This window comes from Paenibacillus sp. OAS669 (assembly GCF_014873645.1).
Taxonomy (GTDB): Bacteria; Bacillota; Bacilli; order Paenibacillales; family NBRC-103111; genus Paenibacillus_S; species Paenibacillus_S vulneris.
In genome coordinates, this window is sequence record NZ_JADBDR010000001.1 from 107,720 (window position 1) to 124,300 (window position 16,581).

The following is a 16,581-nucleotide window of genomic DNA, read 5'->3' on the forward strand; positions in this document are numbered from 1 at the left end:
TATTACACCTCCAAAATGAGCAGCTCTGGATCAGCCAGCAGCTGTTTAATGTAATTCATAAAGTTTTGAGCTGTAGCGCCGTCGATGATACGATGGTCGAAGCTCAAGGACAATGCCATAACCGGAGCAACGACGATTTCGCCGTTTTTCACAACCGGTTTTTCCGAAATACGGCCTGTTCCGAGAATAGCCACTTCCGGGAAGTTGAGGAGCGGAGTGAAGAACATACCGCCTGCGGAACCGATGTTCGTAATGGAGATCGTGCTGCCTCTCATTTCGTTAGCGCTCAGCTTGCCGTCGCGGCCGCGAGCTGCCAAATCCTTGATCGCTTCTGCGATAGTCCAAATATTTTTACGGTCTGCATCCTGGATAACAGGAACGATCAAGCCGTTGTCTGTATCCGTTGCGATACCGATGTTGTAGTACTTTTTGTAGACGATCTCGTTCTTCTCTTCGTCGATCATCGCGTTCATAGCAGGGAATTGACGAGCCGCTGCTACCAAAGCTTTCACGATGAACGGAAGGTAAGTCAATTTCACGCCTTTTTTCTCAGCTGCCGCTTTCGCTCTGCTGCGCAAAGCAACCAATTGAGTTACGTCCACTTCGTCCATCAGCGTTACGTGAGGAGCGGTGAATGCGGATTTAACCATAGCGTTCGCAATGGCTTTGCGAATGCCTTTGAGCGGCACGCGCTCTTCGACGCGATCGCCGGATACTGCCGCAGCAGCTGTGGAAGGTGCTGCTGCCGGAGCTGCTCCCGCTGCTGGCGCTTCGCTTGCAGCGGATGGTGCTGCCGCAGGCGCGCCGCCGCCTGCAGCGAACGCTAGAACATCTTCCTTCGTCACACGGCCGTTGCGGCCCGTTGGTGTGACTTGCGCGATGTTCACGCCTTTCTCGCGTGCCAGTCTGCGCACGCTTGGAGTTGCCAGGACCGCGCTGCCTGCAGCCGCGGTCGGAGCAGGCGCCGCTGCAGCAGGTGCTGGTGCTGCTGCGGGAGCCGATGGTGCTGCCGCTGCCGGGGCCGCTGGAGCAGCAGGTGCTGCGCTCTCGCTGTGACCGCCGTGGCTAGCCTGCTGCGGCACCTCGCCGGAAACCTCGATCGTAGCGATCAGATCGCCGATCGTGCAGATCGTGCCTTCGCCAACTTTGATTTCCACGATTTTACCTTCTACCGGAGAAGGTACTTCTACTGTGGACTTGTCATTTTGAACTTCCATGATGATAGTCTCATCATTTACAGCATCGCCCGGCTTAACAAGCCATTTGACGATCTCGCCTTCGTGAATGCCCTCGCCGAGCTCAGGGAATTTATATTCGAATATAGCCACGGTTCTGACCCTCCTAATGGTGGGCGCAGCGGGAGTATGTAGGTTGGAAGTGAACAAAGAGTTTGTTACTCGTGAGCAGACCGGTTCCGGCTTGTGTCAACTGCCTCCGGCCGCTATTGAAAACGGGTTTCTTGAATGATCATGTCTCGGATGAAACCCGTTTTCAAAGGCGGCGCGTAAACTCTCCGACAGTTACACAACCCTCCACCTTAAGCTCACACGAACTCTCAAACACCAGTACACTTCCAAAAAGCTGCTCTCGCTGCGCTTTTAAATAAATTACCCGTTTGCGCGTCAATCGCAAACGGCATCTTACCGCCCAAACGCTCCTTGAAGGAGCGTTTTTGTTTAAATCGAACGCGAAATGTGTAAGGGAGTGAAGGGTATATGCTGTAGGAGCTTGCGTCCGCCTTTGAGATTGTGTATTTACCTTTAAAATTACATTCATAATACACAATCTCAACAGCGGCCGGAAGCATATACCCTCCTCCCTGAAACCCATTCGCGCATTTCGCTTTAAACCATGCCGCTCCTTAACAGGAGCGCCATCTTAGAAATCAAGTACTTTATTCAAACCAGCTACGATACGAGCCGGGTTAGGAAGCCATTGATCTTCCACTTGCGCGAAAGGATATACCGTGTCCGGAGGCGTTACGCGAAGCACTGGAGCTTCCAGGTGAAGGATCGCTTTTTCGTTGATTTGAGCGATAACTTCTGCTGCAACACCGGACGTTTTTTGTGCTTCTTGAACGACGATAGCACGGTTGGTTTTCTTGATCGATTCAACGATCGTATCGATATCCAAAGGAATCAAAGTACGAAGGTCGATAACTTCTACTTTTACGCCGCGAGTTTTTTCAATCTCCTCAGCAGCTTTCAAGGAAGTGTGAACCATTGCACCGTAGGTGATGATTGTTACATCGGAGCCTTCGCGAACAACGTTCGCTTTACCGATAGGCACCGTGTACTCGCCTTCCGGAACTTCCGCACGGAACGAACGGTACAGGTTCAAGTGCTCCATGAAGAAGACCGGATCGTTATCGCGGATCGCGGAGATCAGCAAGCCTTTGGCATCGTATGGGTTCGAAGGAACAACCACTTTGATACCAGGCGTTTGAACCAGCAAGCCTTCCAATGGGTCTGTGTGAAGCTCAGCTGCTTTTACGCCGCCGCCGAAAGGTGTACGGAACGTGATCGGAGCGTTGTAGCGGCCGCCGGAACGGTAACGCATACGAGCTGCTTGTACACAGATTTGGTCCATTGCTTCATAAATAAAACCTACGAATTGGATTTCGGCAACCGGACGGAAGCCTTGAATCCCCATACCTACTGCCAGACCGCCGATAGCGGACTCGGCAAGCGGAGTATCGAATACGCGCTCTTCGCCGAATTCAGCTTGAAGTCCTTCTGTAGCGCGGAATACACCGCCGACCTTACCTACGTCTTCCCCGAATATAACAACGTTAGGATCGCGCTGCAATTCTACGCGCATTGCATCCTTAATCGCTTGAATCATTGTCATTTGAGCCATGGTATGCTTTCCTCTCCTTTACCCGATATAATCCGCTTTTTGCTCTTCCAAGTAAGCCGGTGTCGTTTCGAACATGCTGTCGATCAAGCCAGGAACCGTCATTTTTTCGATTTCTTCTGCCTTCTTGATTTGCTCAGCTACCGTAGCTTTAGCTTCTTCAACTACTTTGTTCTCTTCTTCTTCCGACCACAAGCCTTTGCCAACCAAGAACGTGCGGAAACGGTTCAGCGGGTCTCTAGTTGCTTCCCATTCAGCTGTTTCTTCTTTTGTACGGTATTTGGACGGATCGTCGCCGGACATGGAGTGCGGCAGGAAACGATAAGTGATCGCTTCGATCAAGGTTGCGCCTTCGCCGTTGCGTCCGCGCTCTGCAGCGTCTTGAACCGCTTTGACAACAGCCAATACGTCCATACCGTCTACTTGAACGCCTTTGATACCTGCAGCTACTGCTTTGTGTGCTACGGATTCAGCAGCCGTTTGTTTTGCAAACGGAGTTGTAATCGCATAGCCGTTGTTTTGTACAACGAAAATGGATGGAAGCTTGAATGCGCCTGCGAAGTTCAAGCCTTCGTAGAAATCGCCCTCGGAGGAACCGCCGTCACCCGTATAAGTGATGGTTACGCGTTTTTCTCCGCGTTTTTTGAATGCCATAGCAACGCCCATTGCATGCAAAATTTGTGCGCCGATAATGATTTGCGGCATCAATACATGCACATCGGCAGGAATTTGTCCGCCGTGCTGATGACCGCGGGAATATAGGAATGCTTGGTACATCGGAAGACCATGCCATACGATTTGCGGCATATCACGATATCCAGGGCAAATAAAATCATCTTTATTTAAAGCGAACTCACTGCCGACCATTGACGCTTCTTGGCCGGATACCGGTGCATAGAAACCAAGACGTCCTTGGCGGGTCAAGTTAACGGCCCGTTGGTCCCAAGTACGGGTAAATACCATACGTCTCATTAATTCTTTTAATTGATCGTCAGTCAATTTCGGCATTTCTTGCTCGTTAACCACAGTACCGTCTGGCGCTAGCACAGACAAAGGCTGCACCTTAGACACTGCCACTTCATATGGCTTACTCATGTACATTCACCTCAGCGATAGATTTTGATGCCTTGAAACCGGAGTTTCTGTTATAGTAGTATTATAAACCTGTTTTCATGAATAACACAACTACTTACTTGAAAAATATACGTTCTCTCCGTATGATGGACTATAACAGCAGACATAAATATATAATACAGATCACAAAATAACCGCAAACTATTATAATACACTTGGAGGATTTGCCATGGATGATTCCATTTATTACAAACGTACTGTCGTGAAGGAGCTTGTCCCCTCCCAATACCTGGATGGCGAGCGTCCGGTTCGCGTGTTTTTACCTCCGGGCTATCAAGAGCTCGTCACCTATCCGGTTATATATTGCCAGGACGGAGAGCAGTTTTTTAATTTCGGCCGCATTGTCACGCATATGAACCGGCTCATCTTTGATGAAGGTGTCAGCCCGGCGGTAATAGTCGGTGTCGATGTGGATACGGCGGTGCGTACAAGCGAATATGCGCCGGAAGGGGAACGATTTAACGCATATACCCGTTTTTTTGCTGAAGAGCTTCTTCCCTATATTGAAGCCAGATATTCGGTCAGAACCGACGCGTCGGACCGTATTCTTGCCGGTGATTCCTTGGGAGGGACCGTTTCGTTACATCTTGCCTTAGATTATCGTAGCCTATTTTGCAACGTTATATCCTTGTCAGGAGCATTTTTAGCCGAAACAAGAAAGAGGCTGGAGCAGGAAGATGATTTGTCGTGGTTATCAATGTACATGCTGATCGGTCTGGACGAAACGGAAGTGAAGACAGAGCGCGGAACGTTCGATTTCCTTCAGGAGAACCGGCTCACCAAGGATTTGATCGATACGAAGCAATGCCGGTTATGGTATGAAGAGAAGCCAGGCAAGCACCTCTGGGGATTTTGGCAAAATGAGCTTCCCGCCGCGATGAAGCTTTTTCTCAAATAAATCCATATAATAACAATTCAAAAGGCATAAGAGACGCCCTGGGGCTCTCCTATGCCTTTTTGTGTAGTCTGTACCTGCAGCCTTATATCATCCTTCAATTCCATAACGGCTCTTCATGGAAGCTATCATTTCGATAATCTGCGTTTCGTCAGGAATCCGCAGCGTCCGTCCCTCCGCCCCTGTATCCGCTAGCTTATGGGATTTGACCGTTTGCTTCACTGCATCGATAAAACGCTGTACGTCGTTCAGCCCGACAAGCTCCTCCAGACTGGCCATCTTATCCTCGTACACGGATGGATAAGAACCCGCCTCGGCCCCTTCAGCGGCAATCCGGTAGAACTCCTGTGCCAACCCTGCTTTAGCCTTACCGCTGCCCGATACAACGACAAAGGCTTGTACGACAAAAGCGCGCGCTTGACGCCGCTGGGCGATGCCGCAAAACTTGCGCCCGTCTATACTAAGATCGTAATCTCCAGGGCAATAAGAGCCCATGATCTCTCCTTTAGCTACATCCGGCGTCACGGAATGCAGAGCATCCCGCATCAGCCTGAACATCGTTTCGAAATCATGATGAAAATCGATCTGTCCGCTGCTTTTTGGCAGGATAAGCGAGACATTGACGACACCCAAATCAAGCGGAACCGCGGCTCCTCCCGAATTTCTGACGGCGACGGAATACCCTTGGTCCTCCAGCCATCGCTTGGCCTTCCTTGCATAGGGGAGTCTGCTGTCCCGAAGACCCATGACGAAGGCTCTCGGATGTCTCCATAGATGAACCATAGGAGCGTCCCCTTCCCCTACCAGCCTGCACAGCAGCTCCTCCAACGCAAAAGGATACAGCACGTCGCCTTCATCCGGCTGCTGCGTGCGGTCCCATATGAGGGTGTCTTCCGGCAGCGACCAACTCATCTGTTCCATGTTACTCCTCTTTCCGAATCCAGTTTGATTCTTATTCCAGTAGGGAGCCGGCTGACTCGCCCTCCCCGTTCTACTGTTCATTATAGAGATTCGGAGCCGGTTTGACTAAGCCTTTTTATCCGAATGAGCCAAAATATGTTTATAAATTCTTATCAAATGCTGTATGTCTTCATCCGGCAGATCGCCGAAAAACGTATTGATGTTCGATTTTCTCTGCTCCCTGATCATTCCCAGCATCTTCCGGCCTTCCTCCGTAATGCGCAAATAGACGACTCTGCGATCCTCATCGTCCCGCTCCCGTTCCACATAACCTGACAGCAGCAGCTTATCCGCAAGAGTGGTTATTGCTCCGGCGGTGTAGCACATCGCATCCGCCATCTGGGACACCTTAAGCGGTCCCTCTGTCTCCAGCTTCTCCAGAATATAGCCCTGGGGTGAGGTCATTCCTTTCTCATTGAACCGGTTCCAGGCAAGCGACATTTTCCGGAATAGCTGTCTTGTTACCTCCTCCAGTTCAAACAGGTTGCGATGGTCATTCATGGTTTTGCTCCTTTTTCCAATAGATCTGGTTTCTCGTTTGATTGGTAATACGGACGAGAGGAAGTTTTGTTTCAAATCTTTTACAAAAAAATAGGTTGACGATGTAATATTCAACATGATATTTTTTCCATGAAATATTTTTACTATAAAAATATATTCCGAAAAACATTTTTACCGCTTATGTATAATACGTTTATCTGTAAACCTGTTTTCGGAGAAGGAGGGATTCCATCGTTGGTAAGCATTGACGACAGATTGAATGAGTTCGAGAAGCTCATCCATGCTGCGATCCGGCAATCCAACAAGTGGACGCCATGCCCGGCAGTGTCCAAACAGCAGTTTCTGCTGCTGCATACGTTGTCCGGAGGCGGACGCATGACGGTAAGCGAGCTGGCAGAGGAGCTGAATCTTTCGCCTAGCGCTACAACCATTGCGATTAATCGTCTTGTTCGTGACGGCCATGTTATTCGATCCCGCGACGTTACAGATCGTAGAGTGGTGTGGCTTGAGCTGTCGGAAGCCGGCCGCCATACGGTCAGCGAGATCATCCAACGCCGCAAAAGGATTCTACAAGCCATGCTGGCCAACTTAAGCCAGGAAGAAACCGATCAGTTTATGGCAACATTTCGCAAAATGCTGTCCAATGCCAAGGATTTGGGATAGTCCCGCGCTTCCCATTTTAGAAAGGAGCTTATTCAGCAATGAAGAAAAAGGTCATATTACTTGTCCTGCTAGCTTTGATCCTTCTGGGAGGAGGAGCAGGCGGCACCTACTATTACGCGGTTGCCAGCAAATACATAACGACAGAGGATGCAAGGATTCAAGGGGACTTAAGGGCCATTGGAGCACCCGGTTCAGGCAAATTGATCGAATGGAATTATAAAGAAGGTGATTCCTTCAAGAAAGGCGATGTGCTGGGAATCGTCGAGACGACCCCGGCCCGCGGCAATACACCCGCTGTCACACAAGATATTATTGCCGCCGAGGAAGGTACAATTATTCAATTCAACGGCATTAAGGACCAGATGGTTTCTGCCAGCAGCGCCATCGCGATGAGCGCGAATCTAGATCAGCTGTATGTGACTGCAAACCTTCAAGAAACGGAAATTGCCGACGTCAAGGTCGGGAGCAAGGTCACGATCAAGGTTGATGCCTATCCCGGTACTGTCATTACAGGACATGTGGAACGACTTGGTCTTGGAACCAATTCCTCCTTCTCCCTCCTGTCGAGCTCCAATTCAAGCGGCAACTTCACCAAGGTAATTCAGCGCATTCCGGTTCGAATTTCCCTGGATGATCATCAAGGACTTCGTTTGGTCCCCGGTTTGAACGTAGCTATCAAAATTGAGAAGTAGCCTTCTGCTTCAAGTGAAATAAGAAAGGAGGAATAGCTGTGGCATCCGCAAACACGGCCTCGCCGGAAACGGCGATTCAGGCTCCAACGGCGGCCAAAGGGCCGGGTCTAGCCATGCTGGCCGTCATCATCGCAGTATTTATGGCTATTCTTGACACAAGTATCGTCAACGTAGCTCTGCCCAAAATGATGTCCGTCTTCGGCGTCACCCAATCGGATATTGAATGGGTCGTTACCGCCTATGCTCTGGTCAGCGGCGCTTTGGTTCCTGTTACCGGCTATTTGGGAGACCGGTTCGGCTACAAGCGAATCTTTCTGATTGCTAATGCCATCTTCACCATAGGCTCAGGGCTTTGCGGTGCGGCGTGGAGCAACGACAGCATGATTGTCTTCCGCATTGTGCAAGCCATCGGAGGCGGAGCGCTGATGCCGATCAGTATGGCGATGATCTTCCGCATGTTTCCGCCGGAAAAACGGGGGATGGCAATGGGCTTGTTCGGTATCGCCATTATGTTTGCTCCGGCGACCGGTCCGACATTAAGCGGTTATATCGTCGAGTATTTGGATTGGCGGCTCATCTTTACCATTAATGTTCCCATCGGCATTGTAGACTTTTTCCTTGCTATGGCGGTGTTAACCGAATTCAAGGCGCCGGTCACCCAACGCTTCGATCTATGGGGCTTTCTGACGGCGACCACCGGCCTCTCGACGCTGCTTTATGGCATCGGCAAGGTATCGGAGAAAGGCTGGGGTGATTCCGAGGTCGTCACCTTTATATCAATCGGGTTAACCTGTCTTGTCATCTTTGTCTTTATCGAACTATTGATTGACCATCCCATGCTGGATTTAACCCTGTTGAAGAACGCTACCTTTACACTCTCCCTCATTATTTCGAGCATCGCAACGTTAATCATGATGGGAGTCCTGTTCCTATTGCCGATATTCCTGCAGACGTTATCCGGACTGTCCGCAATTCAAACCGGCCTGATCCTGCTTCCCCAGGCTGTCGTATCCGGCATCATGATGCCTATAGCGGGGGCATTATTCGATAAGATAGGAGCCCGGCTGCTGGCCATCGTCGGCTTGCTGTTTACAGCTTTATCGTTATATTTATCCTCCGCTCTCGATTTGAATACGGCCTTCTCCGTGCTCATCGGATGGCTGGTGCTTCGGGCTATAGGGATGGGGCTGATGATGATGCCTATCCAGACCGCCGGCATGAATACGGTCCCTATGCACAAGATGGGACAGGGAACGGCATTATCCAATACGATCCGCCAGATCAGCGCCTCCTTCGGGATTGCCTGGCTCGCTCTGCTGTACTCCGATCGCCGGACGTTCCATGTGGCTGACTTATCGGAGCAACTGAACATGTTCTCCTCCAATGTTATGAATCATGTGAACCAAATCCAGGGGCAATACATGAGCATGGGCCAATCGGCTGCGCAGGCACACTCCAGCGCGATCGCATTTATTAATGGCCAGGTGCAAATACAGGCTACTGTTAATGGACTGGACGACGTGTTCGTCGTTACCGCTGTATTGTCGGTCATAGCGGCAGTGCTGTCCCTTTTTCTGAAAAATACGAAAGCCAAAGGCGGTCCAAAAGCCCACGTTATGGGTGAATAAATAGACCGTATCACGATTTTATTGCAAAGGAGCTACCCATCCCATGACCAGGATGATCGATAATCCAAACAGGTTCCATCGCGTACTAATGACAGGTCTTGTCATTATCTTAAGCGGTGCTCTAGCCGCAGGCTGCTCGGTTACGAATGCGAGCGGAAATCAGGCCAAATCGGTCAAGATTGAGCCTGCTGCCAAACAAAAAATGGATAATAAGCAAGAGCTCGATGCCGATGTCGTCTCCTCCTCCCAAGTCAATATCATCACCAAAGTAGGCGGCGACGTGCTGGAGATGAAGAAGAAGCGCGGGGACACCGTGCAGCAGGGTGAAGTGATCTTCACGCTAGATTCTGCCGATGCGGCCAGAAACCGGGAGAAGACCGAGCTGTCGCGCCAGAATCTGCAGGCCCAGCTGGATAAGACGCGTGAAGATATCGCCACGAATCGCGGCGTTTACAAGAACACCATCGAGAAGCTGCAGCTTACACTTGCGGATTTGGAGAAAAGCTACAACAATATCCGCAACGATTATGACGCTGGTCTCGTTCCGAAATCCCAGCTGGATAAAGCGGAGACGCAGCTCAAAACTACGAGGCTTGATTTGGACACAGCCCAGAAGCAGCTGGCCAATCTGGAGGCGACAGACCCTCTGGCTTCGCTCAAAATCCAAATCGAATCCACCAACGTTACGCTGCAGGATATAGATAAAACGCTGTCCGATTTTGAGGTGAAAGCACCGATCAGCGGCATTTTGACGGATCTTAACCCCGAAGCCGGTGTTACGGTTCCTGCAGGCTATGTGGCCGGTGTGATTCAACAGCAAAATCCGATAAAAATCCATGCCGATGTAACCGAAAGCGCACTGAAGCTTGTTCGCGGCAAGCAGGAGCTGCCTTTTACCCTTCAGGGATCCGATGCTAAAATGACCGGAACTGTAACCTATCTTGCCGAGGTTATGAGTCCGCAAAGCAAAACCTATGTGCTTGAGCTAAGCGCTCCGAACGCGGATCTGAAGCTGAAATCAGGAATGAGGGTTAAGCTTCAGCTGGGCGGTGACGCTTCCCAAGATGTTGTAACCGTACCTGCCTCAGCGATTACCAAGGAAGGCAATGACAATTATGTGTTTGTCGTGTCCAATGACCTGGCGGAGAAAAGAAAAGTCGTGCTGGGGCGTACGGCGGCGGATTCCAGCCGCGAAGTTGTCTCCGGTGTGAAGGAAGGCGAGCCCATTGTCGTCCTGGGGGCACAGGAATTGAAAGACAAGGACAAAGTAGAGGTTCGCAAATAACGAACCCGCTTATCAGACCCAACCTTTTAATAATGGAGGACCTATGATGCAAAACCATCTGAAAAAAGCGCTGTCGGCCGTTATCGTCTCTTCTCTCGTTCTTTCGTTCGGCCCAATCGCTGCCATGGCGGACGAAACGGATAATGCCGTTTCCATAGATAACCGATATCCAGTCACATTGAACGGCCCTCTTCAGGTAAAAGTCAGCAGCCTGCTAAGTGAGCATTCGATTAATGGTACCCGGGTCGGCGTCAAAGTGAAAATGTATAATGTTTCCAACGACACGGTTCGCGTTCCGGATTATGAAGCCCGCATAGCAATGAGTAACGGCGCCAGGTATGTCCTGAAGGGCAGTGCGGATAATCCGGTATCCGTACCGCCGATGTCCAGCATCGAGCTAAGCTACATGACGCAGATCGACGGTGGAGACAGCCTGAACCCGACCGATATTGTGTGGATAGATGTGAATAAAGACGTATATCCGAAAGTAGAGACCACCATGCTCGATGTTCCGGTCAGTAATCTGGTATGGTACGGAGATCAAACGCCGATTTCGGATCCAAGTGCGATAAAGGCTTGGGGGGAACCCTTTACGATTCCTTCTCTGGATTCTTCCTTAACATATACGCCTGTTCACTTAGCTACCAATTTTAAAGACCAGATTCCTGTAAAGGTTCTTAAGCTGCTCGTTCAAAATCCGGGAACCAAGACGGAATCCATTCCCAGCTTCTCTATTGACGGGAAATCGGCTACTTTAACGTATAAGGGTACTCGTGCAGATCAAGCGGTTAGCGCATTGGATCCAGGGGACCAAAAATATATTTATTACGCTATCCCTACGGATCTGGATACCCAATTAAGCAGCTTCACCGTCTCGACTACCGAAACCTATAAGGTTCCGAACCGGACTGACGCTTCCGCCATCATTTCCTACAAGGTAGGCAGACTCAGCATCCTGATTCCGGAGAGCAGTGCTTCGATTAAGGATACGACTGAGCCTGCAGCCTATACGATGAATACGCCGCTTCAGATCGACCCGATCAATAATTCGATCAATCCGGACATTTCCGTATCTGTCGTCGATATGCAAACCTATGAGAATGAAGGCATGGGTTACCAAACCGGCATCGTCAAAATGAAGTTTTCCAATAAAAGCGATAAACCGTTACCGGTGCCGCAATTTGCAGCCGAGCTTGTCGGAGGCGGGTTTACTTACGCTGGCAGCCGATTGAACAACAATGCAGCATTGGTCGTTCCGGGTACGGATTATGTTGTCAATTATTCGTTCGTCCTGCCGATGAACGACATCAAGAACCAATATACGCTGAAATTGATCGATGACAAGACGGCCGCGCCTTATAAAATTACGATTTCTCAAGCCAGTGTTACGATGAACAAAACATCCATTGATAACCAGCAGCTCCTAGCATATCCTTATCAGTTGTCAATCAAGGACTGGGCACTGAGCAACCTGGCCGGGATGAACCAGGCAACGCAAACCTATAATTATAATTACAAGCTGCGTATTAACACGGAGTTGAAAAGTGTGGATACGGTCATGGTCGACGCGAATTTCAATAAACTGTTGATGGTTCTGGAAACGAAGGATGGAAGAAAAATTGCTTCTACAACGAAAAATTTAAGCGGAGAAAACCGGTTTACCAACGGGGAGCAGCTGATCTATTTCAATGATACCCAGCTGGACCAGCTTGAAAATAGCCTCCGGTTAAAGGTATATGAGACCATCGATACACCGGCAGGCCAGGCCAGAAGACTGGCGGCACAGCTCGAGAGAGATTAAGCTATAATGCACTAAGGCGCATGGTTGTTATCCCATGCGCCTTTCAACAGTTAGCGGGTTCTAAAGAATCAATGGTTTCTTTACGAAGCCGGTATCGTCTTATGCTGTGCTACGTTCATGATTTGAGCCTGATGCGCGGAGACGGCTTGGTCCCACTCATAAAGTGCAACGGTTCCTCCGAACATTATGACAGCAGCCAGCACAAGTCGGATTGCTCTGCGATTCGTCATGTTCGATTCCTCCAAGTTTCATAGGTTGTATTGCTTATCCCTATTATCACACTTAAAAATGAATCGAATCTGAACACAAACTGAAAGTTTGCTGAAAGAATTACTCGCGCGGCTCCAAGGTTACAATTTTCGCTTGTCCCCACGAAGCTACTTTCACCTTCGCGACAAGGTTCCCTGCCTGCTTCTCAAGCTCCCTGCCTGTTCCTTCGGGAACATAATATTTTTCCAACCCGTACTGCAAGCTTATGGTATCCTCCCAGCTATTGACTATGGAACCGGTAAGCACGACTTCTCCCGCCTGAGGCGAAGGCTTGGAAGCATACACTCCCCGGGCCTCATAGAATTCTCCGGCACCGGGCTTCAGAAGCACAAACACGTGATCGCCGGACTTGGGCTTTCTGTCACTGACTTTCCATAAGCTTGAATCAAGCCGGCTGATATCATATCCCAGCACGACATAGTCTCCGTACAAATAATCCCTCGGATCTACGGGAACCGTCTTTAGCTTGATTTCGGTGCCGAACCAGCCTACCGCATAATAGGAAAGGGCAATGCCTCCCAAAAATAACAGCTGGAGGAGAACCAGAAGCCCGAGCAGCCAGGATCTGCGAGGCTTGGATCCAGAACGAATGGCTTCCGTCATAACGGCTTCCCTCCTTTGACTTCATCGAGAAAACGTTTATTCCGCCGGTTTAAGAACCAGCTTAGAACTAGAAGCAGCACGCCGCCGATAATAAAGAACAGCGATTTGTCCATAAAGTCCCATGTCAGCTTTCCGTAAGCGATCATGGTAGTGCAAAGAAATAATACAGTGCCGAAGTTAATCTTGAAGCGCCATTCCTCGGTATACCCTCTCCACAGCACATACATGGAAAAGAAAAACAACGCGAGCAAGTATAGAACGGAAATGCCGGACGGTAAATATAGAAACGGAGCCAGCAGCACCCACTCCATAGCACTCGTGATCTGCTTGTTTCTCCACTTCCCTGCCAGGGATAATGCAAACAGCACGACTAGGGAGGCCAAATAATAATAGGGATTCGCTCTGATAGCGTCCAAATCCGATGGGTGGTTATCCCAGCCTAATACCGTTACGGCACCGAATAGATAGGCGGCAGCGAGCGGCACGGATTGCAAGGCGTAGCCGGTTACACGGTCTTTGTACCAGTCCCCCAGGGTATAGAGAGCCATAACCGGAATAAAGAACCACAGGAACTTCCAGTCTTTATTCAGCACGAAGATAAGCGCATGAAGCACATAGCTTAAGCTGAAGCACCAGGTCAACAGCGTGTTCCTGCGTACCCAGGCATAATACCCGAGCCCTGCCGCCATGATGGCAAACCCTATATAGCTGAACTGATAATATTCCATTGAGCTATAGAGCTGTGCGGCCGTGAATACCGCCAGACTAAGCAAATAAATAAATCGGCTGTGATATAAATAGGTCAGCAATATGCCTGCAGTCCCCCACACGACAAATGCTCTTATATCGTAAGCCACCAAATGAAACATTTGACCTGTCAGAACAATTCCTGCACCAAACGTCACGTAGCCTAAAGCCGTCAAAGCGAGACCGAGCTTTTCATGGCCTTTCCTGCGGAAAAGCTCCCCTCCTGCATAACTCGCGATCATCAAGGCCATAATGAGCAGCAATCGTACCAGCTGAGGAATCTCCTGCCAGTTAGCCGCCACGAAGCTCAATACACCCAGCCCCAGCAAAATGCTGCCGAGTATCGGCAAAACCCCTATAGCGTGCTTTTTATCTTGATATAAGCTTAAAATTCGATCATATTGGTCACGGGTTACAATGTTTTCGTCGACCCATCGGAGACCTTCCCTTTCCAACCATTTACGGCTCATCCCGCTGCACCTCTTTCTCTGTCTTACCTGTTAATTCAAGTATAGCTGGCTACGACGGAAAAAATAGTACTATCTTTCTCTAGTACCCCAAGACTTCCGTACATAAACAAGCATTTGCACAAGAAAAAGGCGGCACATAGAGCTTATTGTCTGTGGGAGGGCTTATACGGCAAAAGAGCCCCCGGCGTGACGGCCAGGAGCTCTCTTACTAAGGATATCCGACATTTGAATTAGAATAATACGAACGATCCGGGACCGGTTAACGCAACTCCAACTGCAACGGCGATGAGCACCAGATTATACTCGATCCCGTTAGAGGTGACCCAGAAACCGTTCTTTCCATGAACCTTAATAATAGCACCTAACATAGTAAGAACGATTAGTGCGGCCCCGACAGGAGTCCAGACACCGGCTGCAAATAACAAGCCTCCTACAAGCTCAAAAAGCCCTGCAATGAACGCCATGGCTACCCCCGGCTTCATGCCGATCGAATCGAACCATCCTCCCGTGCCCTTTAGTCCATAACCTCCAAACCATCCGAACAGCTTTTGCGCACCATGCCCCATAAAGCTGATTCCGACAATCAAACGAATAATAAGAAGCCCCCAACTTAACATGACATTCACTCCTCAAAAATTAATAACTTACTTTATGTTAGTATATTAAATTATTGTAGTTACATTTGTCAAGTGACTAACTTAAAATAACCTACATTCTATTTTTATGCAGGCTATTTCTAAAACATTCCTAAACCAGACCCAATTAGTGAAGCCATGACTTTGGAGCGGATTCAAATGCTATGGAAGGATGGTCCTATCCCCAAGTCTTTTGTCATAAAAAATGTTAAGCGGATTGCGAAGAAAAGCATTCCTTTATTGTGGCAGCCCCTTAGGTACCGTTATAATAAAAGCAAACCTTTCAACGTACTTCACCGGATAGGATGGTGCGCTGTGTTAACACGACGCAATTTTATTAAGAAGATGTTATTCTCACTTGCCGTTCTTGCGGGCGGTGCCGGTATTGGCGCTCCTTATATTCGCCGCTGGATAGCCCAAGCCGATTCGGAGGAGGAATCCGTCGTCAAACCTCAGAACGAGGAGCCTGTACCGGCTAAGACCGAACCTTCCACCGAAAAGCAGCTTTCCTTCTTCCTCTTAAGCGATCTCCATATTTCCGTCGGCGAGTCTTCCATGACGGATAAGCTGCATATGGCATTAAAGGATATAAGCGATTGGGAAACGCCAATAGATGCTGTCGTATTAGGAGGAGATTTAACGGATTTCGGAAGAGAAAGCGATTACAAGCTTCTTCGAAGCATATTGAATCAATATACGCTGCCCCCGCTTTACGCCAATATGGGCAACCACGATTATTATGACATTTGGCTAACGGAAGAAGGCGCCTTCTCTACGGAGACAATGCCCAACGGCAAAACGGACGCCATGTCACGTCAGCGCTTTCAAGATTTTATAGGCTACAAGGACCGTCCCTACGCAGACGTGTGGATCCAGGGCGTCCATCTCATTATGGTGTCTCAGGAGCTGTACGTTCAGGAAAAATCGGATGTCGGCGAGGGAGCATGGTATTCGGATGCCCAGTTGGATTGGTTTAGGGAATGTATGAAGGCTCATGAGGACGGGAAGCCGGCGATTGTCTTTATTCATCAGCCGCTGCCCGAGATTGGAAGCGATGGCCGAACACATCAATTGATTCGCGCCAAGGCCTTCAGGGAAATTCTGGCGCCTTATCGCAATGTATTTGTTTTATCCGGTCATACGCACCGTAACTTTATTAACGAAGACCATTATAACCGCCAAAATACGTTCCATTGGTTCAACAACGCCTCGGTCGGAAGAACCCGGAGCGTGCTTCCGGGACAATCCTCTACTGCGGCGCAGGGGTTATATGTAGAGGTCTACGGCCATCAGGTCGTCTTAAAGGCAAGAGAGTTTAGCGACCGCAGCTGGATCGAATCCGCCCAATGGACAATTCCTCTAGAGTTTACTTAATTTATGCAAAATGGATGTAGGAAAATACGTATTTTTGTCGAATACAGTATAGTAGAGTCGTGTTAGC

General features: G+C 49.4%; 17 protein-coding genes. 7 read left to right on the top strand and 10 right to left on the bottom strand.

The features are described from left to right. Positions 1-2: 2 nt before the first annotated feature. The 4 genes from GGC63_RS00400 to pdhA form a co-directional block, all read right to left on the bottom strand. Complete coding sequence (locus GGC63_RS00400) at positions 3-1,328, bottom strand: dihydrolipoamide acetyltransferase family protein (RefSeq protein ID WP_192700661.1); 1,326 nt, start codon at positions 1,326-1,328, stop codon at positions 3-5. 227 nt (positions 1,329-1,555) lie between these two features. Next, positions 1,556-1,807, bottom strand: coding sequence for a hypothetical protein (locus GGC63_RS00405; protein WP_192700662.1), 252 nt, complete (start codon positions 1,805-1,807; stop codon positions 1,556-1,558). A 71-nt stretch (positions 1,808-1,878) separates the two neighbouring features. Then, complete coding sequence (locus GGC63_RS00410; protein ID WP_079912965.1) at positions 1,879-2,859, bottom strand: alpha-ketoacid dehydrogenase subunit beta; 981 nt, start codon at positions 2,857-2,859, stop codon at positions 1,879-1,881. Between the two features lie 18 nt (positions 2,860-2,877). After that, positions 2,878-3,951: a pyruvate dehydrogenase (acetyl-transferring) E1 component subunit alpha gene (pdhA, locus tag GGC63_RS00415; RefSeq protein WP_192700663.1), complete on the bottom strand. Its 1,074-nt coding sequence runs from the start codon at positions 3,949-3,951 to the stop codon at positions 2,878-2,880. A 208-nt stretch (positions 3,952-4,159) separates the two neighbouring features. Here pdhA and GGC63_RS00420 point away from each other — a divergent pair, with 208 nt between their 5' ends. Further along, complete coding sequence (locus GGC63_RS00420) at positions 4,160-4,888, top strand: alpha/beta hydrolase (RefSeq protein ID WP_192700664.1); 729 nt, start codon at positions 4,160-4,162, stop codon at positions 4,886-4,888. An 87-nt stretch (positions 4,889-4,975) separates the two neighbouring features. On the opposite strand, the gene GGC63_RS00425 is transcribed toward GGC63_RS00420, so the two are convergent. Then, positions 4,976-5,806 carry a lipoate--protein ligase family protein gene (locus GGC63_RS00425; protein ID WP_192700665.1) on the bottom strand — a complete coding sequence of 277 codons (831 nt, stop codon included), beginning with the start codon at positions 5,804-5,806 and terminating at the stop codon, positions 4,976-4,978. Between the two features lie 105 nt (positions 5,807-5,911). Next, complete coding sequence (locus tag GGC63_RS00430; protein ID WP_079912961.1) at positions 5,912-6,346, bottom strand: MarR family winged helix-turn-helix transcriptional regulator; 435 nt, start codon at positions 6,344-6,346, stop codon at positions 5,912-5,914. Positions 6,347-6,580: 234 nt separating this feature from the next. Between GGC63_RS00430 and GGC63_RS00435 the strand changes: the two genes are divergently transcribed. Genes GGC63_RS00435 through GGC63_RS00455 form a run of 5 tightly spaced genes read left to right on the top strand, consistent with a single transcriptional unit; the run spans position 6,581 to position 12,415 of the window. Next, on the top strand, positions 6,581-7,009 hold the full coding sequence (locus GGC63_RS00435) for a MarR family winged helix-turn-helix transcriptional regulator (RefSeq protein WP_179136179.1): 429 nt from the start codon (positions 6,581-6,583) through the stop codon (positions 7,007-7,009). 38 nt (positions 7,010-7,047) lie between these two features. Continuing rightward, positions 7,048-7,701: an efflux RND transporter periplasmic adaptor subunit gene (locus GGC63_RS00440; RefSeq protein ID WP_079912959.1), complete on the top strand. Its 654-nt coding sequence runs from the start codon at positions 7,048-7,050 to the stop codon at positions 7,699-7,701. 38 nt (positions 7,702-7,739) lie between these two features. Further along, on the top strand, positions 7,740-9,329 hold the full coding sequence (locus GGC63_RS00445; protein ID WP_192700666.1) for a DHA2 family efflux MFS transporter permease subunit: 1,590 nt from the start codon (positions 7,740-7,742) through the stop codon (positions 9,327-9,329). Between the two features lie 43 nt (positions 9,330-9,372). Further along, on the top strand, positions 9,373-10,614 hold the full coding sequence (locus tag GGC63_RS00450; RefSeq protein WP_192700667.1) for an efflux RND transporter periplasmic adaptor subunit: 1,242 nt from the start codon (positions 9,373-9,375) through the stop codon (positions 10,612-10,614). Between the two features lie 43 nt (positions 10,615-10,657). Further along, positions 10,658-12,415: a hypothetical protein gene (locus GGC63_RS00455; RefSeq protein ID WP_192700668.1), complete on the top strand. Its 1,758-nt coding sequence runs from the start codon at positions 10,658-10,660 to the stop codon at positions 12,413-12,415. A gap of 80 nt (positions 12,416-12,495) precedes the next feature. Here the strand turns inward: GGC63_RS00455 and GGC63_RS00460 are convergent, their stop codons facing one another. From GGC63_RS00460 to GGC63_RS00475, 4 genes are all read right to left on the bottom strand, one after another. Beyond that, on the bottom strand, positions 12,496-12,645 hold the full coding sequence (locus tag GGC63_RS00460) for a hypothetical protein (protein ID WP_192700669.1): 150 nt from the start codon (positions 12,643-12,645) through the stop codon (positions 12,496-12,498). A gap of 100 nt (positions 12,646-12,745) precedes the next feature. Continuing rightward, a complete protein-coding gene (locus GGC63_RS00465) occupies positions 12,746-13,288 on the bottom strand; it encodes a GDYXXLXY domain-containing protein (RefSeq protein WP_192700670.1) in 543 nt (180 codons plus the stop codon). After that, positions 13,285-14,505, bottom strand: coding sequence for a DUF2157 domain-containing protein (locus GGC63_RS00470; RefSeq protein ID WP_192700671.1), 1,221 nt, complete (start codon positions 14,503-14,505; stop codon positions 13,285-13,287). The genes GGC63_RS00465 and GGC63_RS00470 overlap by 4 nt, the downstream gene beginning before the upstream one ends. A 230-nt stretch (positions 14,506-14,735) precedes the next feature. After that, a complete protein-coding gene (locus GGC63_RS00475) occupies positions 14,736-15,122 on the bottom strand; it encodes a DoxX family protein (RefSeq protein ID WP_079912953.1) in 387 nt (128 codons plus the stop codon). A gap of 333 nt (positions 15,123-15,455) precedes the next feature. Here GGC63_RS00475 and GGC63_RS00480 point away from each other — a divergent pair, with 333 nt between their 5' ends. Continuing rightward, positions 15,456-16,514, top strand: coding sequence for a metallophosphoesterase family protein (locus tag GGC63_RS00480; protein WP_192700672.1), 1,059 nt, complete (start codon positions 15,456-15,458; stop codon positions 16,512-16,514). The last annotated feature ends 67 nt before the right edge of the window (positions 16,515-16,581 follow it).